We start from the raw sequence: 23,521 nt of genomic DNA on the forward strand, positions 1-23,521 counted from the left end.
GGCAGAAAGCCGTCATAGAGGTCGCCGAGAACCCTCTCAAGAGCAATACCTATCCTGTACCAATCTGTCTATTGCGTGACGGGAAAGAGAACGCCATCCTGAATCGGAGCGGCACTGCCGCAGGCATGAATCCGGCGGTCGCGCCGGCACAAGCGCTACCTGCGCGAAGCCGCTCCGGGAGAGCCGATGACCGAGGCCGTTTTCGCCCTGAAGGCCGCGCTGGCCGATCCCGCTCAACTGGAGGCCCGCGCTGCATGGCTCGCCGGCGCCGGCCGGCCCATCGTGCTGGAGCTGCATACCTTCGGCGCGCGCGACATCGACACGACCGCCGGCCTCGCCGCCTCCCGCGCGACGGTGACCCAGCTGCGGGAACATCACGCGGTCGAGCGCCTGATCGTGCATGTGCCCGTGCAGCAGGTGCCCGTGGTGACGCAGGTCGATTTTGACGCCGGCCAATGCCAGAGGGCGATCGCCTTCGCGGCGGAGATCGGCGCCGAGGCGGTCGTGCTGCATCGCTATTTCGATCTGGTTTTCGGGGATGCGCCGCCCCGCGCCACCTCGAAGCTGGAGGCGGTCGCGCGCTTTAACGCCATTATTCACGACCTTGCCCGTCTCGCGCCCGAAATCAGGCTGCTGGTCGAGAATATCGGGCACTACTCGCTGCTGCCGCGCGATGGCCGAACTTACCTCAGCGGACCGCTCGACCATTTCTTCCCTTGGGAGATCAGCGCCTTCCGCCGCTTCTGCGCGCAGGAAGGGCTGACCAATGTCGAGCCCTTCGTCGACGTGGCGCACGCCACGCTCTCGGCCAATCTGTTCAACCGCCGCAAGCTGCACTTCACTGAGACGGTCGACGATCCGCGCTTCGCCTGGATCACGCCGGACGATCTCGATCAGGCGGAATGGCTGGCGCCCTTCGATTTCGTCGATCCTGCGATGAGCTACCTCCATGTCTCGGACGCCAGCCTGCTTGATGCGGCCGAACTTGCGGAGCCGAACCTGCCCGAAGCGCGTCTCGTCGAGGGCATCGTCAGCGAGGGGCTGGAAATCTGTACGGGCAATCTGCCTTTTGCGCTGCTGCCAAGCCGGCTGGGACAGGGGACGCCGACGCTTGTCGTCGAGGTCGAGCCAGGAGCCGGTGAAACGCATATCGACAACGGCGCCCAGCTCCGCTCGCTCGAACGGCTCTCGGCGCTGTTCGACCGGGCGCCGGCGTCACATCGACCCGATGGCTCATAACAGCCTCTAGCCTTTGGATAAGGGCGCGTTCGCGGAATGAATCGATGTTAAACTCGTTTCGTCTGGCATAATCTCGATCCGCGGCCCCTGAGGCTTTTCAAGCATCGGCGGGGTGGAGCGTGTCGGCTCCCGGCGCAGCAGCACCCGTCGCGAGACGCTGCGGCCGAGTTCCGGTGCGCTTCGCGTAGCGCGGACATAAACAGACGAACGGATGATGACGAAGCAGCCGTCGAATCGCGCCCGGTCGACGGTCGCCGAGCAAGCATCTGAAGCGGGGGACGCCGTCCGGCGCAATGTGCGGACGGAGCTCCTCGCGGCACTCAACCCGGCAAGCGCAACGCCGCGCTATCTACAGCTCGCCTCGGCCCTCCGCTACCTGATCCAGCGCGACGTCTTTCGCGCTGACGAGGCGTTGGCATCGGAGCGCGACCTGGCGGCCTGGACCAATTTCGCACGCATCACGGTGCGTCGCGCGATCGAGGTGCTGCTGGGGGAGGGCATCCTGACACGGCGGCAAGGCTCAGGCACCTATGTCACCCGCCGCATCGAGCAGCCTCTCTCCGTGCTGGCGAGCTTCACCGAGGAGATGTCCTCGCGCGGGCGTCGGGCCGGCTCGACCTGGATCTCCAAAGAGGTCGCGCGGGTCTCCTCCAGCGAGGCGCTGGCGCTGGGCCTGGATCCTGGCGAGTCCGTACTGCGCCTCTCCCGGGTCCGCACTGCCGAGAACGAACCGCTGGCTATCGAGATCGCGGCCGTGCCCGCCTCTTTGCTGTCCTCGCCGGATCTGGTGGGGGATTCCCTCTATGCGGCGCTCGCGACCGCCGGCTGCCGGCCGGCGCGGGGCGTGCAGCGTCTGCATGCCTCGCTCGCCACCACGCAGGAGGCCAAGCTGCTGATGATCCCGCCCGGCAGCGCCGTGCTCCGGATCGAGCGCCGCGCCTTCCTCGCCAATGGCCGCCCGATCGAGTTCACCGTCTCTGCCTATCGCGGCGACCGCTATGATTTCGTCGCGACGCTGCGTTCCAGCCCGAGCGAGGCCAATGGCGAGGGCGAGGGCAGCTGACGCAACCTTCGCGTAGAGCCGCCCTCGCCTTAGACTTTTTCCGCCACGATCTTTCGGGCGGGTTCCCAGTGGGCCGGAGGCTGGAAGGGGGCCGTGTCTGCAGCCTGATCGGCGAAGCCGCGCACCCGGCCGCAGGCGCAATCGCCCTTGCGGCGCTGCGGACGGTCGACGGCGCCGAGGCATTCGGCCACCAGATCGAGCTGGAGGCGCTCGAATTTGGGATCGAAGCGCCCGGTCAGCCAGCCGATGACGAAGCCCGCCGCCAGCGTTCCCGCCGTCGTGGTGATGTAGCCCACCGTGTCGATCTGTGGGATCGCGCTGGCGATCGGGTCTGGCCGCTCACCGCGCGCGACGGCCGCCTCGGCTTCGGCCTTAGCGGCCTCGCGCTCGCTGGTCGACATCAACTCCTGCCGGAAGCGGGTCGGGTTTATCATGCCCCGGCACTGCGGGCAGGGATCCTCCGGGAGGAAGCGGACGAGTTGGACGATCTGCCCCGTGACCACCCCGTTCGCGCCCTCGATCAACCCGCCGGTGTCGAGCGCCGGCATGGCGTAGCGCCGCGCGATGTCGGACACCGCGAGCCGGCTCGTATGCTGGTCGGTGCAGCCCATCAGGACATCGGCCTGGATCACGGCGTCGATGATCTCGGGCTGGGGCAGCCGGCCGATCCAGGTCTCGACGATCACGTCGGGCGACATGCCGGCGACATGGCGACGTGCGATCGTGACCTTGGGCACAGCATCCGCCGCGTCCTGCGGCACGCTGCCATGCAGCCTTTCCAGATTGGATTCGCTGGCATGGTCGGAATCGATCACGATCAGGCGTCCGACCCCGGCGCGCGCCAGGATCGGGATCGCGGCCGAGCCGGTGCCTCCGGCGCCGATCAGCGCCACGGTCGCGCGCTGGAGCCGCTGGTAGGCCTCCTTGCCGAAGGCGCTGGTCAGCCTGGCCACGCGCTCGGGCGGGATCGGAGGGGCGGGTGGGCGCTCGCCGCGCGGCCAGGCGACTACGTCGGGCCGGCGTGCCGCCGCCACGCGTGTCACCTCCCGCCAGATGCCGCCGTGGAAGATGCGGCCCGAGACCGCGATCTCCTTGCCGGTGTCGCCTGCGAACTCTGACATGATGATGCTGAGATAGGGGCGGCCCGGCGCGAAATCGGCAAAATACTCCGCGTAATAGCGATCCATCTCATCATCGATGGAGCTTGGCCGGGGCGGAGCGCCTTCGGGATGCGAGTGGATGATGCCGATACCAAGCGCATGCCGCTCCGCTGCGAGCGCGATCCGCCGCGAATAGCGGGCCGAAATCTTCACATCCGCGACGCTGTCGTCGAGATCGCCCTCAGCCGGCTCGTCGAGCGCAGCCAGAGTCACGACGAGCCCTTCCGGCGTCTCGCGCCAGCCGAAGCGCGCGAAACTCGCCCATTCCTTGTGCGGATAGCGCCGGAAGACGAGGCGCTCGAGGAGGTCGAACTCCGGCGAGGCGAAGCGCAACAGCGCTGTCGGCTCCGCCATGCGATGGAGGGCGTTCACGCGCGCTCTCCGGCCGGCGACCCGCCCATCACATATTGGCGCGTGACCAGGAATTGCTGGCCAGGCGCGAGCGTGACGGGCGCATCCAGCACCAACTCGGTGGGTTCGCCATCGCTCGCTTCGATCTCGACCACGGCGTTCTCCGCCGGCACCCCGAGCAGGGCGGCGATGCCTGCGCCTGTCACCCCCGGCTTGACCTCGAACCGCCTGCGATTGACGAAGATGACGACGGCGCTGGACGTCGTCTCATCACCGGCGGGGTTTGTCGTGCTGCTCATCGCTTGCCTCCTGGGGACGCTGCAAAGCCTTGGGTTCAAAAAAGCCTTAGGTTCAAACTTTGGGTTCGAGCGCATGCGTGCGGCCCAGCGGCCGCTCGCGAATACCTGCGGCGAGGCAAGGCGCAATCATCGGCGCGGCTGCCTGCGGCAATACCAATATGAAACCAGATAGCCGCAACTTTGGGTAGATAGTCAAGGACGGACCGGATCATCGTTAAGGGCAGCCCAATCCGCGATGGAAGCATTGAACGATCGGCGAGGCAGGGGTATCCCACTCGAGGCCCGTGAAGCTCTTTCTCTGCGTCGATGGCGGCGGCAAGGGCTGCCGACCGTGGATCGATATGCGGCATGGGCTGTTGTTGACGCTGGGCGATGCGATGGCGGGCGTGTTGTTTCTCGCCGACCGTCCCTGAAAATTCCGCCGTCGCGGGCGGGCAGGGATGTAAGTGGCTTGCAATTGGTATTCTCGAAGATTACCAATTTAGAACCGGATGGATGCTGGCATCGTCCGCCCAACGCACGGGCAGTCTCCGCCCGCGCCTGCAGTCAAAACCGAGTCAGTCAAACCGCATCATGCGCTCCTTCCTTGCCAACCGCGCGATAGATCTTGCCGTCGTTTTGTTTGGCGTGTCGGTGCTGACGTTCCTGATGATCCGGCTGATTCCTGGCGATGCGGTTGCGATCATGCTCGGCGCCAACACCGAGGTGACGCCCGATCGGGTGGCTGCGCTGCGCAGCCGGATCGGGCTCGATCAGCCGGTGCTGCTGCAGTATTTCAGCTGGCTCGGCGGCGTGCTGAGCGGTGATCTCGGCGTGTCGTTGTGGACCAGGCGGCCGGTCTCGCAGGAGATCGCGGGCCATATGTGGCCGACGCTCCAGCTCACCGTGCTGGCGCTGATCGTGGGAGCGGGCCTGTCGCTGCCGCTGGGCGTGCTGATGGCGCGGTTGCGCGGCAAGGCCTGGGACACCGCCTTGCGGATCGGCTCGGTGGCGGGGCTCACCATCCCCTCCTTCTGGCTCGGCATCATGATGATCCTGGCGCTGACGACATTGGCGCCGGACTGGCAGCTGCTCGGCTATGTCCCGTTCAGCGAGGACCCGCTCGGCAATGTCGCAAAACTGCTGCTGCCGGCGGTGGCGCTGGCCCTGCCGATCCTGGCCAACCTGTCCCGGCTGGTGCGCTCGGCCATGCTCGACGCGCTGCAGCAGGACTATGTCCGCACTGCCCGCGCCAAGGGCCTGTCGGAGAGGCGCATCCTGTACCGGCACGCGCTGCGCAACGCGCTGATCCCCTTCGTGACGAGCGCGGGCATCATGACCGGCTATCTGCTCGGCGGTGCTATCGTGGTGGAGCAGGTTTTTGCCATTCCGGGACTGGGACGATTGATCCTGGGGGCCATCGCCGAACGCAATTATCCGCTGGTGCAGGCGACCATCCTCGTCATCACCTTCGCCTTCGTGCTGGTCAATTTCGTGGTCGATCTGCTGTATGTGCTGATCGACCCGCGCGTGCGGCTGTGAGTGCTGCCATGGCCGGCAAGACGCCAAAGACAGGCAAGACACCAAAGCTGCTGATCGTGGCAGCGAGCGCCGTGATCATGCTCGTCCTCGTCGCGGTGCTGGCGCCCTGGATCTCGCCTTACGATCCGCTGGCGCAGGACATCCTGGCCCGGTTGAAGGGTCCAAGCGCGGCGCATTGGCTCGGCGCCGACCAGTTCGGCCGCGATCTGCTGTCGCGATTGATCCATGGCCTGCGCGCTTCGCTGGGCATCTCGGCTGCGGCGGTGATCGTCGCGCTCCTGATCGGCGGCACGCTTGGCCTGGTCGCCGCCTATTATCGCGGCTGGACCGAGCGCATCGTCATGCGCTGCATGGATGTGCTCTTCGCCTTCCCGGTGATCCTGCTCGCCATCGGCGTCATCGCGATGCTGGGTCCAGGCTCCGGCCCGACCGCGATCGCGATCGCCGTCGTCTACACGCCGATCTTCGCGCGCTTGCTGCGCGGGCCGGCACTGGTCGTGGCCGAGAGCGATTTCGTGATGAATGCGCGCGCGATCGGGGCCTCCGATGCGCGCATCATCTTCGTCCATATGCTGCCCAATCTGGCGAGCGTGCTCTTGGTGCAGACGAGCCTTCTGCTCTCGGCCGCGATCCTGGTCGAAGCCTCGCTCTCCTTCCTCGGGCTCGGTACGCAGCCACCGGCGCCGTCGCTTGGCACCATGCTGTCGGAGGGGCGCAATGTGCTGCTGCTCTCGCCCTGGAGCGCGGTGTTCTCAGGCGTGGCGATCCTGATCCTGGCCTTCGCGCTCAACCTGCTCGGCGACGTGCTGCGCGACACGCTCGACCCGCGCCTGCGAGGCGAGCAGTGATCTGCCGCAACGCTACAGCAGGCGATCTCACATGGCTGACGGCGGTGGCGCTCGACAATTACCGCGCGGTGTTCGCGCCGCTCCTGCCGGATTGCGATTGGTCGCCTTTCGACGAGGCGCATTTCCGGGCGCGCTTCAGCGAGGCCTGGCCGCGCATCAGGATCGTTGCGGATGCCGTTCCGCTCGGCTTTGCGCTGGTCACAGATGGGCATATCGACATGTTCTTCGTCGATCGCAGCGCGCAGGGCAGGGGCGTCGGGGCGAGCTTGCTTGGCGACGTGCAGGAGCGCGGCGCAGGCTCGCTTGAATCCTTCGCGGTCAACCAGGCCGCGCGGCGTTTCTATGAGCGCGCCGGCTGGCGCATCGTGGCGCGCTATTCCCGGCCTTTCGCCGGGGCGGAGTGCGATTTCCTGCGCTACGAACGGCCCTGACCGCTGTCAGATCGCGCTCTCGAGTTTAACGCCCTCGCTGCGCAATTCGCGGACCTCGACGACGAAATCGTAGCGGTCGCCGCGATAGGCCGAGCGAGTGAACTCGACCGGCGTGCCATTGGGCAGGAAGCCGCGGCGCTCGATCCGCAGGATGGCGGCGCCCACCGGCACGGATAGCAGTTTCGCCTCGGGCGCGGTCGCGAGCGAGGCTTGCAGGCGCTGCAGGCCGCGCACGGGCTTGGCGCCGCGCGCCTCCAGCGCGGCGTAGAGCGAGATGCCGACCTCGTCGAGCGAGGGCAGGTGACGCGCGGGGATGACGGCGCGCTCGATCGCGAGGGGCTCGTCATCGGCGGTGCGCACGCGCGTCAGGCGATGCACGGGTTGGTCGAGCGACAGCGCCAGCGCCATGGCCTCGTCGGGCGTGGGCAGGCCGGTCGCCTTCTCGACCCAGATCGAGCCCGCAGCATGGCCGCGGATCGCCATGTCGGCCGAGAACCCGGCCAGCAGCGCCGCCGGCTGTTCGATGCGCGGCGCGATATAGGTGCCCGAACCATGCTTGCGCGAGAGCAGGCCCTCTCGCAGCAGCACCTCCAGCGATTTGCGCACGGTGACGCGCGAAATCCCGATTGCGTCCGATAGTTCGCGCTCCGAGGGCAGCGCGTCGCCGGTCTTGATCGCGCCGTCGCGGACCTGGGTTCGGATCAATTCGGCCAGCTGCAGATAGAGCGGCGTCGGGCTCGCCTCGATGAGTTGGCCCTTGGTGATGCGCAGCATCAGAGCGCCTCGTCGGCGATATCGGAGAGCGCGACGCGCAGATTGCCGCCGCTGCGCGCGAGAATGCCGGCCGCCGTCTCGGGCGTATAGCCGAGCACGACCAGTGTCGCGAGCTTGATGTCGCCATGCGTGATCTGCAGCGCAGCGGCGGCCTCCTCGACATCGCAGCCGGCGATGCGCGCGACCATCTGCTGCGCCCGCAGCTTCAGCTTCGCATTGGCGGTACGCATATTGACCATCATGCCGCGATAGACGCGGCCGAGCCGGAGCATGATGCCGGTCGAGATCAGATTGAGCACGACCTTCTGGGCGGTGCCGGCCTTCATCCGGGTCGAGCCCGCGATCAATTCGCTGCCGGTCTCGACCAGCACCGGAAACCGCGCCGCTGCCAGCAAAGGCGCGCCGGCATTGTTGGCGATGCCGATCGTCACCGCACCGCGCTCCGTCGCGCGCTGGACCGCCGCGACGGTGAATGGCGTCGTGCCGCTGGCCGCGACTCCGATCACCACATCGGCAGGGCCGATGCGCGCTTCTTCCATGCGCCGGATGCCGTCGGCGGTGTCGTCCTCGGCGCCTTCGACGCTGGAGATCAAGGCGTCCTGGCCACCGGCCATGGCGAAGACGATGCGCTCCAGCGGCCAATCGAAGGTCGGCGGCAATTCGGCGCCGTCCTGCACCGCGACGCGGCCCGAAGTGCCTGCTCCGACATAGACCAACCGCCCGTTCTCGCCGAGGACTTCGGCTGCTGCAGCCGCTGCTGCGGTCAGTGCGGGCAGGGCGCTGCGGACAGCGGCGACAGCGGCCATCTGGCCGTCCCACATCGCTTCCATGGCGCTGGCGAAGGGCCAGGCGTCGAGATCGGTGAATCGGGGATCGACGTCTTCGGTCGCCATTTGCGGCAGGCTCTCAAGATACCAGTTAAATGCCTTTTACGAAATCAGAGATACCAATTAGTCCAGGCTACCGCAATCGCCAATCCGCCCCGGCCGAGTGTGAAGCATCGCGATGGAGAGCCTGGTCGCCCGATTTCCCTTCGTCGCCGCCTGGCTCGGCATGGCGCCGCTGACCGGCACTGGTCGCGCTGGTGCTGACGCCTGTCCTTGTCGTGCAGTTCGTTTGGCCGTCGCCTCAAGCCGGGCTGGTCTTCCTGCTGCGGGCCGGGGCTGCTCGGGGCTATGTCTTCTTCCGAAGGATGCGGCCGCTGTCCGTCTGGCTCGGCACTGGCGTGATCACCGCGGGCGTCCGAGGACGCATCAAGCCTAAGTTGCCGTCGTTCTCGCCAGGATGATCGCGCCCGAGACTGCATCGCCGTCGGCGGGCTTGAGGCGATGGCGGACATCGGGCGAGAGCCAGGGTTCGATCGCGCTCGACAGGCCGCCGAGCAGCGTGACGCGTGGCGCGCCCTGGTCGAACAGAGCGCGCACGAGCCCGTCGACATGCTCGGCCGCGCTCTGGACGATGCGCCGGCCGGCCGCGTCGCCCTGATTGGCATGGCGCATCACCAGGGGAGCGAAGGTCGCGTAATCCGTCGCCGTGGCGCGGTCCATCCAGGCGACAGCCTCGGCCGGCTCGTTCTGGAAGCGCTGCATCACCTCGCCGAGCAAAGCGGTGCGTTCATGGCGGCCGTCATGGGCCCGCAAGGCGAGCCTGACGGCTTGCAGGCCGAGATCGGCGCCGCTGCCTTCGTCCGAGATCGGGAAGCCATAGCCGCCGACACGCAATTCGCGCTCTCCGACGCGGCCGATTCCCATCGAGCCCGTGCCGGCGATCACGATCGCGCCGTCCTGGCCGGAATGCGCGCCGAGGCAGGCAGCGAAGCCGTCGCTGGTGAAAGCGATGCCGGCGAAGGGGTGGGGCAGGGCCTGCAGAGCCTCCAGCGCGCCCTTGCGGCCGAGCCCCGCAAGCCCGATGCCGGCGCGGATGGCGCCACGCGCCTCACCGGCAATACCGGCCTCCTGCAAGGCGGCCTCGACCGCCGTCATGATCGAGGCCCAGGCCTTGTCGATGCCGAACCGCGTCGCCGCCGGTCCCGACAGACCCTGGCCGAGCACCTCGCCCGTGTCTGTCTCAAGCCGCGCGCGGCAGCCCGTGCCGCCGCCATCGACGCCCAGATAATGACGTGCTTGGCCCGACACCGCGCTCAATCCTTCAATCGGGTGATGTCGGCACCGCAGCGGCGGAGCTTGACGTCGAGCTGCTCATAGCCGCGATCGAGATGGTAGACGCGGTTGATGATGGTCTCGCCCTCGGCGACCAGCGCTGCCAGAACGAGGCAGACCGAGGCGCGCAGATCGGTCGCCATCACCTGCGCGCCCCTGAGAGGCGAGCGGCCGCGCACCAGCGCGGTCGTGCCCTGCAGCGCGATATTGGCGCCGAGTCGCTGCAACTCCGGCACATGCATGAACCGGTTCTCGAACACGGTTTCGCGGATCATCGCCGCACCAGTGGCCTGCGTCATCAGGGCCATGAACTGCGCCTGCAGATCCGTCGGGAAACCCGGATAGGGCTCGGTGCTGATGTCGACGCCGGTGAGGGCACCATCGCCGGAGACGATCAGGCCGCGATCGCCCGGCCAGATCCTGACGCCGGCTGCCTCCAGCACCTGTGCGACCGAGGCCATCTGTTCGAGCCTGGCATGAGTCAATTCGAGCTGGCCGCCGGTGATGGCGGCGGCGATGGCATAGGTGCCGGTCTCGATGCGGTCTGGGATGATCTGGTGTTGCGTTGCGCGGAAGTCGGTATCGCCGGCAATCAGGATGCGGTGCGTGCCGACGCCTTCGATGCGCGCGCCCATGGCGATCAGGCAATCGGCGAGGTCGGCGACTTCCGGCTCGCGCGCCGCGTTGACGATTTCGGTCTCGCCCTTGGCGCGGGTCGCCGCCATCATCGCGGTCTCGGTCGCGCCGACCGAGGGCGAGCCGAGCACGATGCGTGCGCCCTTCAGCCCCGCCTTCGCCTCGGCGACGATCGTGCCGCCTTCGATCTCGATCCTGGCGCCCAGCGCCATCAAGGCCTTGACGTGGAGGTCGACCGGGCGCGCGCCGATGGCGCAGCCGCCGGGCAGCGAGACCCGCGTCGCCCCGAAGCGCGCGAGCAGGGGGCCGAGCACGAGCACGGTCGCGCGCATGCGTCGGACGGTGTCGTAGGGCGTCTCGCCGCCATTGGCAGCACCAGCGTCGATCGTGGCGGAATGGAGATCATGGCGTGTGACCGTCGCGCCATGAGCGTGGACGACCGCCAGCATGTTGTCGATATCGCTCACGGCCGGGAGGTTGGTGAGCGTCAGCGGCTGGTCGCTCAAAAGAGCGGCCGCGATCTGGGGCAGACTCGCATTCTTGGCGCCGGCGATGGTCACCGCGCCTTCCAGCCGCTTGCCGCCGACGATCCTGAGCCGATCCATGAGCTTCCTCTTGTGATGAGCTGAATGGTGTTATACTGGTCTTGTCAAGACAAGACCACAACAAGCAAGATCACAGCAAAGCGGCATCGCGCCGCGCGAACGGTCCTCAGCCCTTGCATCGCGATCCCTCTCCGTCTTGGCAAGGCCCCCATCTGATCGCGGCGTCGCAGCTCTTCGACGGCGAGCGGATGCTGGGACCGTGCTCGGTTGAGATCGCCGCTGGCCTCATCGTTGCGCTGCATGAGCCGGACGAGGCGCCAGCGGGGCTGCCTGCAAGGCAATTGCCCGCCGGCAGCCTGCTCGCGCCGGGCTTCATCGACATCCAGGTCAATGGCGGCGGGGGCCTCCTGCTCAATGACGATCCGTCGGTGGAGACGGTCCGCACGATGGCTGCTGCGCATCGCCGTTTTGGCACGACGGGGCTGTTGCCGACATTGATCACCGACGCGCCGCGCCGGCTGACCGCGCTCGCTGCGATCGCCGGCGAGGCGCTGGCGGTCCCGGGCGTGCTGGGCTTTCATCTCGAAGGGCCCTTTCTGAATCCGGGGCGCAAGGGCATCCACCCACTGCCGCATATCCGCCAGCCGGGCGAGGCGGAGATCGCGCTGTTGACGCGGTTCGGCATGGTGGGCCGTTCGCTGTTGACGCTCGCGCCGGAGCAGGTCGACGGGGCCGTCCTGAAGCGGCTCGCTGCTGCGGGCCTGCGCATCGCGATCGGCCATAGCGATGCAACCGCTGCCGAGGTCGCGGCTGCTGTGGGCGATGGCGCGACGGGAGTGACGCATCTCTTCAATGCGATGTCGCAGATGACACCGCGTGCGCCCGGCGTCGTCGGCGCAACGCTGGCGGATGAACTCCTCTTCGCCGGGATCATCTGCGACGGCCTGCATGTCGACCCGGTCAATCTGCGCGCCGCCTTCCGTGCGACGGGGCGCGACAGGCTGATGTTGGTCACCGATGCGATGTCGCTTGTCGGCTCCGACAAGGCATCCTTCCTGCTGCATGGCCGCATTATCACCCTGAAAGACGGGCGCCTGACCGATGCGCAAGGCACGCTTGCGGGCGCGCATATCGGCATGATCGAGTCGGTCTGCAATGCGGTCAGGCTGATGGGCGTGACGATCGAGGATGCGCTCATCATGGCCTCGCGGACGCCGGCGCGCTTTCTCGGGCTGGACAAGGAGCTTGGACGGATCGCGCCTGGCTTCCGGGCCAATCTTGTCGCTTTTGATGCGACAAGCGTGCTCGCGACCTGGATCGATGGCCGGCCCTGACGATCCGTGCTTGCGGCTTCGCCCGCAGGCTGCATAACTCCGGCCGCCTGATTTTGCGCCGGACCTTTACGCCCATGAGCCCAGCCTCGCATCTGATCGCCATTGACTGGGGCACCTCGTCGCTGCGGGCGGCGCTGATGGACCGCGACGGCACGATCCTCGACCGGCTGCAATCAGGCGACGGTGTCATGGCGATGCTGGGGCGCGATTATGCCGAGCGTTTTGAGAGCCTGTTCGGCCCCTGGCTCGACCGCCATCCCGCGGCGACCGTCCTGGCCTCGGGCATGGTCGGCAGCCGCCAGGGCTGGCGCGAGGCGGCTTACGTCGCTTGCCCCGCCAGTTTTGAGGATCTGGCGCGCGGCATCGCCTATATCGAGGTGGAAGGGCGCGGCCGGATCGGCCTCGTGCCGGGCCTCGTCAGCGATCAGGCCGGGTCGGCGCCGGATGTCATCCGAGGCGAGGAGGTCCAGGTTTTCGGCGGCATGGGCCTCAACGGGCAAGGCAGCGGCGTCTTCGTGCTGCCGGGCACGCATAGCAAATGGGTCGTGGTCGAGGAGGGGAAGATCGCGCGCTTCCACACCTTCATGACCGGCGAGCTCTACGGCTTGCTCAAGCGGCATTCGATCCTGGGCAAGCTGATGCCGGAGGACAGCGAGCCGCCTTTCGCTCCCGCAGCCTTCGAAGCCGGTAGCAGGCTCGCGCTTTCCGACGAATCGGGTGCGCTGCTGCACAGGCTATTCTCGGTCAGGACGACCGGGCTGTTCCACCGCTTCACCAGCGAAGAGTTGCCGAGCTATCTCTCTGGCCTGCTGATCGGGGAGGAGGTGCGCGAGGCGAAGGCGCTGATCGGGGGGCATGCCCCCGGCCCCGTTCAGCTCATCTGCCGCGAGGATCTGGCGCGCTCCTATCGGCTCTGCCTCCAGGCCGCCGGGATCGACAGCGCCTGGATCGATGACGCGGCCTTTCTCGGCCTGTTCGATATCGCCCGCCGCAACGCTTTGATCGCCTGAGGTCCAGCATGAGCTTTCACGATGCGCTCCGCGCCTTTCCGTTCATCGCCATCCTGCGCGGCGTGAAGCCTGACGAGGTCGTGGGCCTCACCGCGGAACTGGTCGAGGCGGGATTTCGCATTGTCGAGGTGCCGCTGAACTCGCCCGAACCGCTGCGCAGCATCGAGGCGCTGGCGCGCGCCTTTCCCGACATCCTGATCGGCGCGGGCACGGTGATGAGCGCTGAGGCCGTGGCTTCTGTCGAGCAGGCCGGTGGACGCCTGATCCTGATGCCGCATAGCGATGGGGCGGTCGTGCGCGCCGCCAAGGAGCGCGCCTTGACCTGCGTGCCCGGCGTCGCGACGCCGACAGAGGCGTTCGCGGCGCTCGCCAACGGGGCCGATGCGCTGAAGATGTTTCCGGCCGAGCAGATGCCGCCTGCCGTGGTCGGCGCCTGGCGCGCCGTGCTGCCGCAGGGGACGCTGCTCGTCCCGGTCGGCGGAATCAGCCCCGACAAGGTCGAGGCCTATCGCAAGGCTGGCGCAGGCGGCTTCGGTCTCGGCTCGGCGCTCTACAAGCCGGGCATGACGCGCGAACAGATCGGTGCCACCGCGCAGGCCTTCGCCCAGGTATCGGCTTGACGCGATAGGCCTGGCGTTAGCTACGCAGCCCCGCCGCTCGGGCCGCTGTTCCCACGACGATTTTTGCAGAGCCGCGCGCTTCCTCGCGCGGCTTTTGCATGTGGCTGCCTGTGTAAAGCATTGCCGCGGGCGAGCGGGGCATGTCGGGCTGCCATGGCTCGATTGACTCCCGATCGCAGCGGCGTATATGTTCCTGTTATTGCAACTTAAGTTCCATTTAATGGAACTTTCTGAGATGCGCTCGATTGTCCATCCTGCTCGCAGCCGCTGATGTGCTTCGTTGCTTCTCCAGCACGCGTCACGATGTGACGGTGACGGATCTGGTTGCTTTGCTCGACATGCCGAAAAGCAACGCGTCGCGGCTGCTGCGGACGATGCGGGATGCGGGGCTCCTGGAAACGGTCGGCGACAGCAAGCGCTACCGGCCCAGCGTGCTCCTGCATCAGGCCGGGCAGGTCTATCGCTTCTCTGCCTCCCTGATCGATCGCGCCGACGCGGTCGTTGCGCGAGTCTCGGCCGAGATCGGCCATACCGGCTATATCAGCGTGCGCCAGGGCACCGATATCATCGGCGTTACCGCCCATCCCGGCCGCCATGCGCTGCGGGTGGTCACAGCGATCGGCGACAGGATCGCGGCCTTTGCCTCCAGCACCGGCCGGGCTTTGCTGGCGCGGCTGCCCGATGACGAGATCCGCCGCCTCTATGCCGGCGGTTTCACCCCGCCATCGGCCACGGCGCCGCAGGGTTTCGACGAGTTGTTCGCCCGCCTCGCGGCGGCGCGTGCCCGCGGCTATGCCGAATCCGAGGACGAAGCCGTCCGTGGCGTCGGCGCGATTTCGGTCGCGGTCGGCGATCCCGTCAGCGGCGACGAGGTCGCGCTCTGCATTTCCTTTCCGGCAGCGATGGCCAGCGCGGCCGAGCGGGCCGCCATCATCACCTCCCTTGGGCAGGGGGCGGCCGAGATCGCCGCCATCACCAAGGATCCCCGCTTCATCCCCCTCTCATCCTCTATCGCGGAGTGAGCTCCATGAGCACGCGTTGGCGCATCGGCTTCGACATCGGCGGCACCTTCACCGATTTCATCCTCTATGACGGGCAGGAGCGTTCGGTCCGGCTGCATAAGCGCCTGACCACGCCCCACGACCCGTCCGAGGCGGCTCTGATCGGCCTCGAGGAACTCGTCGCCATGGCCGGAATCACGCTGGCGGATATCGGCGATATCGTCCACGGCACGACGCTGGTGACCAATGCCGTGATCGAGCGCAAAGGCGCCAAGCTCGGGCTGATCACCACCCAGGGCTTCCGCGACATCCTCGAAATGGGGACCGAGCAGCGCTACGACATCTACGATCTGTTCCTGACCTTCCCGGAGCCGCTGGTCTCACGCGAGCATCGGCTCGAAGTCACTGAGCGCATCGATCGCGACGGCAAGGTCGTCACGGCCCTCGACGCGGAGGCCGTGCGCAAGGCTGCCGGCGAACTTACTGCCGCCGGCTGCGAAGCGGTCGCGATCTGCTTCCTGAACAGCTATCGCAACACCGCCCATGAGCGCGAGGCCGGTCGCATCGTCCGCGAGGCCTTCCCGGAGCTGATCGTCTCGATCTCGAGCGAGGTCGTCGCCGAGATCTGGGAATATCAGCGCTTCGTCACCACCGCCGCGAATGCCTATGTCCAGCCCTTGATGGGGCGCTATCTCGAGCGGCTGCAGCGCGAACTCGCGGCCCGTTCATTTGCCGGTGCGCTGCGCCTGATGCATTCGGCCGGCGGCCTGGTCTCGCCCGAGACGGCGCGCGCCTTCCCGATCCGCCTGCTGGAGAGCGGCCCGGCGGGCGGCGGGCTGGCCACCGCCCTGTTCGGCGAGCTTGCCGGCCACAAGGATGTGATCTCCTTCGACATGGGCGGCACCACCGCCAAGGCCTGCATGATCGAGGACGGCCGCGCCGAGATCGCGCCGATGCTCGAGGCCGGGCGCGTCAACCGTTTCGCCAAGGGCTCCGGCCTGCCGATCAAGGCGCCCGTCATCGACATGATCGAGATCGGTGCCGGCGGCGGCTCGATCGCGGCGATCGACGAGGTCGGCCTGCTCAAGGTCGGTCCGCATTCGGCCGGCTCCGATCCGGGCCCGGCCTGCTACGGCATGGGCGGCACCAAGCCGACCGTGACCGACGCCAATCTCGTGCTCGGCTATTACGATCCAGGCTTCTTCCTCGGCGGGCGCATGGCGCTCGACTTGGAAGCGGCGCGCAAGGCCGTGGCCTCGATCGCGACCCCGCTCGGCCTCTCCATCGAGGAGGCTGCCTGGGGTATCCATAAGGTCGTGACCGAGAGCATGGGCGCCGCAGCCCGCGTCCATCTCGTCGAGAAGGGCAAGGATCCCCGCCGTTACGCCATGGTCGGCTTCGGCGGCGCGGGTCCGGCGCATGCCGTCGATGTCGCGCGTGTGCTCGGCGTCAGCCAGGTCATCATCCCGCCGGCCTCGGGCGCGGCTTCCGCGCTCGGCTTCCTGGCCGCGCCGCTGTCCTTCGATCTCGTCCGTTCGCTGCCGGTCGAATTCGCGGAGGGGTTTGACGCCACCTCGGTCAACGCCATGCTGGCCGATCTGGAGGCGGAAGGGCGCAAGCACCTTCTCGAAGCCGGCGTGAAACCGGTCGACATCGCTGTCGAGCGCTCGGCCGATATGCGCCTCGTCGGCCAGATGCACGATATCGCGGTCGATCTGCCAGCCGGGACGATCGACGCGTCGAGCCTGGAGGCAATCCGCGCCGCCTTCGCCAAGGCCTATTCGGCCCGCTACACCTCGGTCTATGAGGGCGCGCGGCTGGAGGCGATCAATTTCCGCGTCCGCTGCATTGGCCCCGCGCCGACGCTCTCGTTCTCCGGCGCTGCCGGCGGGGCCGAGGCCAGCGCCAAGGTCAAGGGCAGCCGCCAGGCCTGGTTCGAAACCGGCTGGAGCGAGGCCACGGTCTATGACCGCTATGCGCTGCGCCCCGGCGACCACATCAGCGGACCGGCCATCATCGAGGAGCGCGAGGCGACGACGATCGTGCCGCCCGGCGACACGGTGGCGATCGACGAGGTCCTGAACCTGCTGATCAGCGTCGCCAGCACCAGCGCGGCCGATGTCAGCATCACCGCCGACATGCCGATGGCGGAAGCGGCGCGCCGCATTGAGGCCGATCCGATCTCGCTCGAGATCATGTGGAGCCGCCTCGTCAACGTCGTCGAGGAGATGTGGCTGACCGTCTGCCGCACCGCCTTCTCGCTGGTGATCTCGGAATCGCAGGATTTCGCCTGCGAATTGCTCGATCCGGAAGGCGAGACGCTGGCGCATAGCCCGCGTGCCATGCCGGTGTTCAACCTGACGCTGCCGCGCGCGGTCAAGGCGCTGCTGGAGCGCTATCCGGCCGAGACGCTGAAGCCCGGCGACGTGCTGATCACCAATGATCCCTGGCTCTGCGCCGGCCATCTCTTCGACATCGCCATCGTCACGCCGGTCTTCCTGGGCGAGCGCGTCGTTGGCCTGATGGGCACCGTCGGCCATGTCTCCGACATCGGTGGCACCAAGGACTCGTTGCGGGCTCGCGAGATCTATGAGGAAGGCTTCCAGATCCCGCCGATGAAGCTCTACGAGGCCGGCGCGATCAACGAGACGCTGGTCAGGCTGCTGGCTGAGAACGTCCGCAACTCCGAGCAGGTGTTGGGCGACCTGCACTCCTTCGTGGCGGCCAACGCCATCGGGGCCGAGCGCCTGCAGTCCTTCATGGGCGATTACGGCATGCAGGATCTGCGCGCGCTCGCCTTCGTCGTGCAGAACCGCTCGGAAAAGGCGATGCGCGAAGCGATCTCGGCGCTGCCGGACGGGACCTATCACGGCACCGTCTCGAACAACCCGTTGGGCACGCCGATGACCTATCCGCTGGCGCTGACGGTGAAGGGCGACACCATCCATCTCGACTTTGCCGGCGCACCGCCGCAGCTGGCGCAGGGCGGGCTGAACTGCACGCTGAACTACACCAGCGCGCATGCGACCTACCCGCTGAAATGCATGCTGACGCCGAATGTGCGCGGCAATGCCGGTTGCTACCGTGCCTTCACGCTCGATGTGCCCAAGGGCTCGATCCTGAACTGCGACAAGCCGCTGGCGGTCAATTTGCGCACCCGCACCGGCTGGTACATCGCGCCCAACATCTTCCGGGCGCTGTCGCAGGCCGCGCCGAAACAGGTCCAGGCCTTCACCGGCCTGCCCGTGGCGGCCAATGTCTATGGTCGGGACGAGGCCGGCAGCACCTATTCCGACATGCTCTTCGTCGGCGGCGGCCAGGGCGGTTCCGCCCATGGCGACGGCAAATCAGGCTTGCTCTACCCGACCTCGGCCGCCAACACCTCGATCGAGACCTTCGAGGCGCGCGTCCCGGTCCTTGTCGTCGAGAAGACCTATCTCCAGGATTCCGGCGGTGCCGGCCAGCAGCGCGGCGGCCTCGGCCAGCGCGTCAAGCTGCGCAAGCTCGCCGCCGACGGCCTGCCGACGCTCGTCTCGCTCTATCCGGAAGGCGTCAACAACCCGATCCCCGGCCTGTTCGGCGGCAAGCCGGGCGGCGGCGCTTCGGGCCGCGTGCTCAATGAGGCCGGCGAAGTGCTCAAGGATGTCGGCACCGGCCAGCTGGTCCAGGTCATGCATCCCGATGAGATCGTCGAGCTCGTCCTGGCCGGCGGTGCCGGCTACGGCGCGGCTTCTGAACGCTCACCCGACGCCATCGCCCGCGACATCGCCCTGGGCTTCGTTTCGCCCGAGGCCGCCAGGCGCGACTACGGCGTCGCGGGCGGAGAGGCACGGCTGGACGAGGAGAAGACCAAGTCCGGTGCGTTTGCCGCCGGCTGAGATCATCGCCAATCGGCGTTCAAGCCCGAAAGGGGCAAAGAGGGGGACTACCTATGACTGAACCTACCGGGGCGGGGCCGCAGAAGCACCCGAGCCTGTTCGAGCCGGCGACGCTGGTGCTGATCGGCATCCTCAGCGTCTTCGGCGCCATCATCGGCATGCAGCTTTTGGTGTCGCTTGGCGTCACCGCCAACACCTCGCTGATCGGCGCAATGGCGGCGATGGCGCTGGCGCGCCTGCCGCTGGGGCTGTTCCTGCGCTACCGCTCGATTCATGTGCAGAACCTGGCGCAAAGCGCGATCTCGTCGGCGACCTTCGGCGCCGCCAACAGCCTGCTCCTGCCGATCGGCATTCCCTTCCTGCTCGGGCGCCCCGACCTGGTCCTGCCGATGTTCGCCGGCGCCTTCATGGCGATGCTGCTCGACGCCTATCTGCTCTATCGGATGTTCGATTCGCGCGTCTTCCCGGCGACCGGAGCCTGGCCTCCGGGCGTCGCCGCCGCCGAGGCGATCAAGGCCGGTGACGAGGGTGGCCGCAAGGCCGTGCTGATGGGTGTCGGCTTCGTCACCGGCATCGCCGTGTCCTTCATCAAGATCCCGCTGGCGGCGATCGGCTTCGTCGGCTCGACTGCCGTCTCGGGCATTCCGATGTCGGCTTTCGGTGTCGCCTTCATCGGCAATACCTGGGCCCTGACGATGTTCGGCGTCGGCCTGCTGCTGCGCGGCTATTCCGGCCAGCTCTTCAACAACGAGACCTTCGCCACGCTGATCCCCAAGGGCGATCTGATGGCGGCCTATATCCCTCACGGCTTCATGATCGGCGCGGGTGTCGTCGCGCTGTTCCAGGTGGTGCAATTGCTGATGCAGCGCAACGAGGCCGCCCGGAAGGCCGAGGCTGCCGCGGGCACGTCGGACGCTGCGGTACGCCGGGCGCTCGGGCTGGGCACCATCGGCTATCTCGTGATTGCCGTGTTCATCGCTGTGGCCGGCGGGCTGATGAGCGACATGTCGATCGGTATGCTGATCCTGTTCGTGCTCTATGCGGCCTTTGCGGCCTATGTGCATGAATTGATCGTCGGCCTGGCGGCGATGCATTCCGGCTGGTTCCCGGCCTTCGCAGTGGCGCTGATCACGCTGATCATCGGCATGCTGATCGGCTTCCCCGTCCCGGCTCTGGCCTTGCTTGTCGGCTTCTCCGCTGCGACGGGGCCGGCCTTCGCCGATATGGGCTACGACCTCAAGGCCGGCTACATCCTGCGCGGCAATGGCGTCGATCCCGCCTTCGAGCTTGACGGCCGCCGCCAGCAGCTCTTTGCGGCGATGTTCGCCTTCGTCATCGCCGGCATCGTGGTCCTGGTCTCCTATCAGAGCTATTTCGCCCAGAACCTCGTGGCTCCGGTCGACAAGGTCTATGCCGCGACGATCAAGGCCGGCGTTGCTCCGGGCGTTGCGTGGTCACTGTTCATGTGGGCGATTCCGGGCGCGATCCTGCAGTTCATCGGCGGGCCGAAGCGCCAGATCGGCGTGCTCTTCGCGACCGGCCTGCTGATCAACTTCCCGATGGCGGGCTGGGCCGTGCTGTTCGGCATCGTCTGCCGGTTGATCTGGGAGAAGCTGCGCGGCACGAGCGGCGAAGGCGACATGGAGGTCTTTGCCGCCGGCGTCATCGCGGGCGATGCGATCTTCAGCTTCTTCGACTCCGTGCTGAAGGGCTTCAAGCGCTAGATGTGAGCTGTCAATAGGTTGTCCATCCGGTCCCGAGCGAGGAAGCTGAGGTTGCGAAGCTTCAGAGCCCTCGGGGAGGAACCGGATGAACATCCACAAGAATGCCCGTCTGACACCGCTGGGTCGAGAGCGGATTGTGCGGATGGCGGCCGATGGGCACAGGCCTTCCGAGATCGCGGTCTGCGTCGGCGTCAGCCTGAAGACCGTCGATAAATGGATCGCCCGCTTCGCCGCCGAGGGTGTGGCAGGTCTGGCCGACCGCTCGTCGCGGCCGCACCGGCTGCATCGCCCGACGCCGAGCGAACGGATCGAGCAGATCCTCGCGCTGCGGCGCCAGAAGCTGAGCGGCAAGGCCATCGCCAAGCAAGCTGGCGTCTCGCCGGCGACGGTGAGCCGGATCCTGCGGCGGGCGCGATTGAGCCGGATGCGCGACCTCGAGCCGGCCGAACCGGTGCGCCGCTACGAGCGCGCCCATCCCGGCGAGTTGATCCACATCGACATCAAGAAGCTCGGCCGCATCGACGGTGTCGGCCACCGCATCACCGGGGACCGGACCCGCCAGAGCAACCGGCGCGGACGCGGCGAAGGCCTCGGCTGGGAGTTCGCCCATGTCTGCATCGACGATGCCTCGCGACTCGCCTTCGTCGAGATGAAGCCCGACGAGAAGGCCATAAGCGCGGTCGCTTTCCTCAGGGCGGCGGTGGCCTATTACGAGCGCCTCGGCGTCACCGTCACCCGCGTCATGACCGATAACGGCTCATGCTATAAAGCCTTCGCTTTCCGCGACGCATGTCGCGATCTCGGGCTCAAGCACATCCGGACAAAACCCTACACACCCAAGACCAACGGCAAGGCCGAGCGCTTCATCCAGACAGCTCTGCGCGAATGGGCCTACGCCAGGCCCTATGATCACTCAGACCGCCGAACAGAGGAGCTGCCGCGCTGGCTCCACCATTACAACTGGCATCGACCCCATGGCGGTATCCAGGCCAATACCCCAATCAGCAGACTCGCTCTCGATCAGGACAACCTGTTGAGGCTCCACAGCTAGAGCAGGATGCGAAAAAGTGGGAACCGGTTTTTCGCAATCGATCCTGCTCTAACTCCTTGATGAGAGACGGATTCAGATTTCAGATCGGATCACTTCGTGACCCGATCTGAAATCATCCGGCTCCAGTGCCGGGGTCCGCGCGTCGGGGCTCCTCCCGGCGCGCGGACTGCCCGATAACGACGAGATCCCACCATGACGATGACGGCTCGCAAACTCGGCACGCTCACCATTGGCCAGGCGCCGCGCGCCGACATCACGCCCATTCTCGACGCCGTCATCGATGCGGGCACGCCGCGCCGGCACGCCGGCGTGCTCGACGGTTTGAGCAGAGCCGAGATCGAGCGCGATTTCGCAGCCCGCCCGGGCGAGGCGATGCTGATCACCAAGCTGCTCGACGGCAGCTCCGTCATCATCGAAAGGAGCAAGACCGAAGCTGCGGCGCAGGCCAAGCTCGCCATGCTGGAGGCCGAGGGCTGCAGCACGATCCTGATGCTCTGCACCGGCCATTTCGAGACGCTCTCCTGCGAGCGGGCGCGCCTGATCGAGCCCGACCGCATCCTGCCGCCGACGGTCGCGGCCCTGACGCATGGGGCTCGGCTCGGCATCATCGTGCCGATCCCCGAGCAGATCGCCAGCGAAGCCGGCAAATGGGCGGCGCTCGGCCAGGAGCCGCTGTATGGCGCGGCCTCTCCCTATGCGGAGCCGAGCCCGGCGCTGGCGGAGGCCGCGCGCGATCTCGCCGAGCGCGGCGCACAGATCCTGCTGATGGACTGCATGGGCTTCGTCGAGAGCCATCGCCGCGAGGCGGCGGAGGCTTCCGGTTTGCCGGTCATCCTGTCCAACAGCCTGATCGCGAAGCTGGTCTCCGAAATCGTCTGATTACGGGCGGCGCGCGCTCGCCACGCCGAGACAGCAGATGCCTTCGCCGAGCTTGGCGGTGGCGTTGGGAAAGATGGTGAAGCCGTCGCGGGCTGCGGTGACTGGGTCGCCATTGGCGCGCCGCGCGATCACCTGGCCGGCCGCGATGCGGTCGCCGGTCTTCCAGATCCCTTCAAGACGGTCGCCCTCTGCTTCGCAGAGCACCTGATCGACCATGTCGATCACCGTGCGCTGCAAGGGCGCGGGTGGCGGCGCATCGACCAGCCCGAGATGTGTGAGCGCGTTGTGGATCGCGGCATGGCCGACATCCGCCGAGCTGGGGTCGTCATGCCGGCCGCATTCCAGCGTGACGCCGTAGCCCCCGGCGAAGCGCATATATTCCGTGGTGCCGAAGCCCTCCGTGACCGAGAGCGGCGGCAGGTTCAACCGTTCGCGCGCCGCGATCTGGCGGGCATAGATGGGAAGCCAGCCATGGGTCAGGATGTCGGGGCCGAGGCAGGCGGCGAAGGCCGCCTCCTCCGTGGCATGACGGAAAGCCTCGAGCTCGCCGGTATTGTTCTCCGGACCGAAGAAGACGAAGGGCTCGCCCTCGCCTTTGAAGGAGTGGATATCGAGCAGGACATCGTGTTGGCGCAGCAGGGCGCAGAGGCGGTTGCCGATCCGGTCCTCATTATCGGCGGGGAGCGGCTTCTCGCGCAGGTCGCGGTTGAGGTTGCGATCGCCCTCGCGGGTGTTCTGCCGATAGGCCTTGGGATTGGCGACGGGCAGGAAGGTGACCTCGCCGCGCAGGATCGTCAGCCGGCCTTCCCGGCAGTCGGCAATGGCGCGGGCGATCGCGTTGGGGCCGCAGATCTCATTGCCATGGACTGCGCCGAGCACGAGCAGCTTCGGGCCGGCCTTGAGGCCGTGGAAGCACAGGCTTTCCAGCGGCGCGAGATCGATTGCGGCGTCAGGGCTGGGTTTCGTCGTCATGGTCTCGGTCTCGGCTTTGAGGAGGC

Annotated in this window: 21 protein-coding genes; 14 read left to right on the forward strand and 7 right to left on the reverse strand. The window is 67.2% G+C overall.

Annotation, left to right across the window (positions count from 1 at the left end):
- Window positions 1-186: 186 nt before the first annotated feature.
- Entirely contained in the window at window positions 187-1,239 is a 1,053-nt protein-coding gene (locus RMR04_RS03680; protein ID WP_311913024.1) for a hypothetical protein, read from the forward strand.
- Between the two features lie 214 nt (window positions 1,240-1,453).
- A complete protein-coding gene (locus RMR04_RS03685; protein ID WP_311913025.1) occupies window positions 1,454-2,302 on the forward strand; it encodes a GntR family transcriptional regulator in 849 nt (282 codons plus the stop codon).
- Window positions 2,303-2,331: 29 nt separating this feature from the next.
- On the opposite strand, the gene RMR04_RS03690 is transcribed toward RMR04_RS03685, so the two are convergent.
- Window positions 2,332-3,834, reverse strand: coding sequence for a ThiF family adenylyltransferase (locus tag RMR04_RS03690; protein WP_311913026.1), 1,503 nt, complete (start codon window positions 3,832-3,834; stop codon window positions 2,332-2,334).
- A complete protein-coding gene (locus RMR04_RS03695; RefSeq protein WP_311913027.1) occupies window positions 3,831-4,112 on the reverse strand; it encodes a multiubiquitin domain-containing protein in 282 nt (93 codons plus the stop codon). Before RMR04_RS03695 ends, RMR04_RS03690 begins: the two co-directional genes overlap by 4 nt.
- 284 nt (window positions 4,113-4,396) lie before the next feature.
- On the opposite strand from RMR04_RS03695, the gene RMR04_RS03700 reads away from it, so the two are divergent.
- From RMR04_RS03700 to RMR04_RS03715, 4 genes are all read left to right on the forward strand, one after another.
- The gene (locus RMR04_RS03700; RefSeq protein WP_311913028.1) at window positions 4,397-4,525 is read left to right on the forward strand and encodes a hypothetical protein; all 129 of its coding nucleotides are present in this window, start codon (window positions 4,397-4,399) and stop codon (window positions 4,523-4,525) included.
- 160 nt (window positions 4,526-4,685) lie between these two features.
- Window positions 4,686-5,633 carry an ABC transporter permease gene (locus RMR04_RS03705; protein WP_311913029.1) on the forward strand — a complete coding sequence of 316 codons (948 nt, stop codon included), beginning with the start codon at window positions 4,686-4,688 and terminating at the stop codon, window positions 5,631-5,633.
- A gap of 8 nt (window positions 5,634-5,641) precedes the next feature.
- Window positions 5,642-6,481 carry an ABC transporter permease gene (locus RMR04_RS03710; RefSeq protein WP_311913030.1) on the forward strand — a complete coding sequence of 280 codons (840 nt, stop codon included), beginning with the start codon at window positions 5,642-5,644 and terminating at the stop codon, window positions 6,479-6,481.
- Window positions 6,478-6,912, forward strand: coding sequence for a GNAT family N-acetyltransferase (locus RMR04_RS03715; RefSeq protein WP_311913032.1), 435 nt, complete (start codon window positions 6,478-6,480; stop codon window positions 6,910-6,912). Before RMR04_RS03710 ends, RMR04_RS03715 begins: the two co-directional genes overlap by 4 nt.
- 6 nt (window positions 6,913-6,918) lie before the next feature.
- On the opposite strand, the gene RMR04_RS03720 is transcribed toward RMR04_RS03715, so the two are convergent.
- The 4 genes from RMR04_RS03720 to murA all read right to left on the reverse strand — a co-directional run bounded on the left by RMR04_RS03720 (window position 6,919) and on the right by murA (window position 11,086).
- A complete protein-coding gene (locus RMR04_RS03720; RefSeq protein ID WP_311913033.1) occupies window positions 6,919-7,686 on the reverse strand; it encodes a GntR family transcriptional regulator in 768 nt (255 codons plus the stop codon).
- Complete coding sequence (locus tag RMR04_RS03725; protein ID WP_311913034.1) at window positions 7,686-8,579, reverse strand: N-acetylmuramic acid 6-phosphate etherase; 894 nt, start codon at window positions 8,577-8,579, stop codon at window positions 7,686-7,688. The genes RMR04_RS03720 and RMR04_RS03725 overlap by 1 nt, the downstream gene beginning before the upstream one ends.
- 366 nt (window positions 8,580-8,945) lie before the next feature.
- Window positions 8,946-9,821, reverse strand: coding sequence for a glucosamine kinase nucleotide-binding domain-containing protein (locus RMR04_RS03730; RefSeq protein ID WP_311913035.1), 876 nt, complete (start codon window positions 9,819-9,821; stop codon window positions 8,946-8,948).
- A 5-nt stretch (window positions 9,822-9,826) separates the two neighbouring features.
- Window positions 9,827-11,086, reverse strand: coding sequence for a UDP-N-acetylglucosamine 1-carboxyvinyltransferase (murA, locus tag RMR04_RS03735; protein ID WP_311913037.1), 1,260 nt, complete (start codon window positions 11,084-11,086; stop codon window positions 9,827-9,829).
- A gap of 188 nt (window positions 11,087-11,274) precedes the next feature.
- Here murA and nagA point away from each other — a divergent pair, with 188 nt between their 5' ends.
- From nagA to RMR04_RS03775, 8 genes are all read left to right on the forward strand, one after another.
- Complete coding sequence (nagA, locus tag RMR04_RS03740; protein ID WP_311913038.1) at window positions 11,275-12,360, forward strand: N-acetylglucosamine-6-phosphate deacetylase; 1,086 nt, start codon at window positions 11,275-11,277, stop codon at window positions 12,358-12,360.
- Window positions 12,361-12,434: 74 nt separating this feature from the next.
- Window positions 12,435-13,370: a 2-dehydro-3-deoxygalactonokinase gene (locus RMR04_RS03745; RefSeq protein ID WP_311913039.1), complete on the forward strand. Its 936-nt coding sequence runs from the start codon at window positions 12,435-12,437 to the stop codon at window positions 13,368-13,370.
- Between the two features lie 8 nt (window positions 13,371-13,378).
- The gene (locus RMR04_RS03750; protein WP_311913041.1) at window positions 13,379-13,990 is read left to right on the forward strand and encodes a 2-dehydro-3-deoxy-6-phosphogalactonate aldolase; all 612 of its coding nucleotides are present in this window, start codon (window positions 13,379-13,381) and stop codon (window positions 13,988-13,990) included.
- A gap of 311 nt (window positions 13,991-14,301) precedes the next feature.
- The gene (locus RMR04_RS03755; protein ID WP_244546342.1) at window positions 14,302-15,012 is read left to right on the forward strand and encodes an IclR family transcriptional regulator; all 711 of its coding nucleotides are present in this window, start codon (window positions 14,302-14,304) and stop codon (window positions 15,010-15,012) included.
- Between the two features lie 5 nt (window positions 15,013-15,017).
- A complete protein-coding gene (locus RMR04_RS03760) occupies window positions 15,018-18,869 on the forward strand; it encodes a hydantoinase B/oxoprolinase family protein (protein WP_311913042.1) in 3,852 nt (1,283 codons plus the stop codon).
- A 53-nt stretch (window positions 18,870-18,922) separates the two neighbouring features.
- Window positions 18,923-20,593, forward strand: coding sequence for an OPT/YSL family transporter (locus RMR04_RS03765; protein WP_311913043.1), 1,671 nt, complete (start codon window positions 18,923-18,925; stop codon window positions 20,591-20,593).
- Between the two features lie 85 nt (window positions 20,594-20,678).
- Window positions 20,679-21,644 (forward strand): IS481 family transposase, encoded by a 966-nt coding sequence (locus tag RMR04_RS03770; RefSeq protein WP_311910089.1) that lies wholly within the window; start codon window positions 20,679-20,681, stop codon window positions 21,642-21,644.
- A gap of 192 nt (window positions 21,645-21,836) precedes the next feature.
- Window positions 21,837-22,523: an AroM family protein gene (locus tag RMR04_RS03775; RefSeq protein WP_311913044.1), complete on the forward strand. Its 687-nt coding sequence runs from the start codon at window positions 21,837-21,839 to the stop codon at window positions 22,521-22,523.
- Here RMR04_RS03775 and RMR04_RS03780 read toward each other — a convergent pair whose 3' ends face one another.
- Window positions 22,524-23,495, reverse strand: coding sequence for a succinylglutamate desuccinylase/aspartoacylase family protein (locus tag RMR04_RS03780; RefSeq protein WP_311913045.1), 972 nt, complete (start codon window positions 23,493-23,495; stop codon window positions 22,524-22,526).
- Window positions 23,496-23,521 lie beyond the last annotated feature (26 nt).

Source organism: Bosea sp. 685, assembly GCF_031884435.1.
GTDB lineage: Bacteria > Pseudomonadota > Alphaproteobacteria > Rhizobiales > Beijerinckiaceae > Allobosea.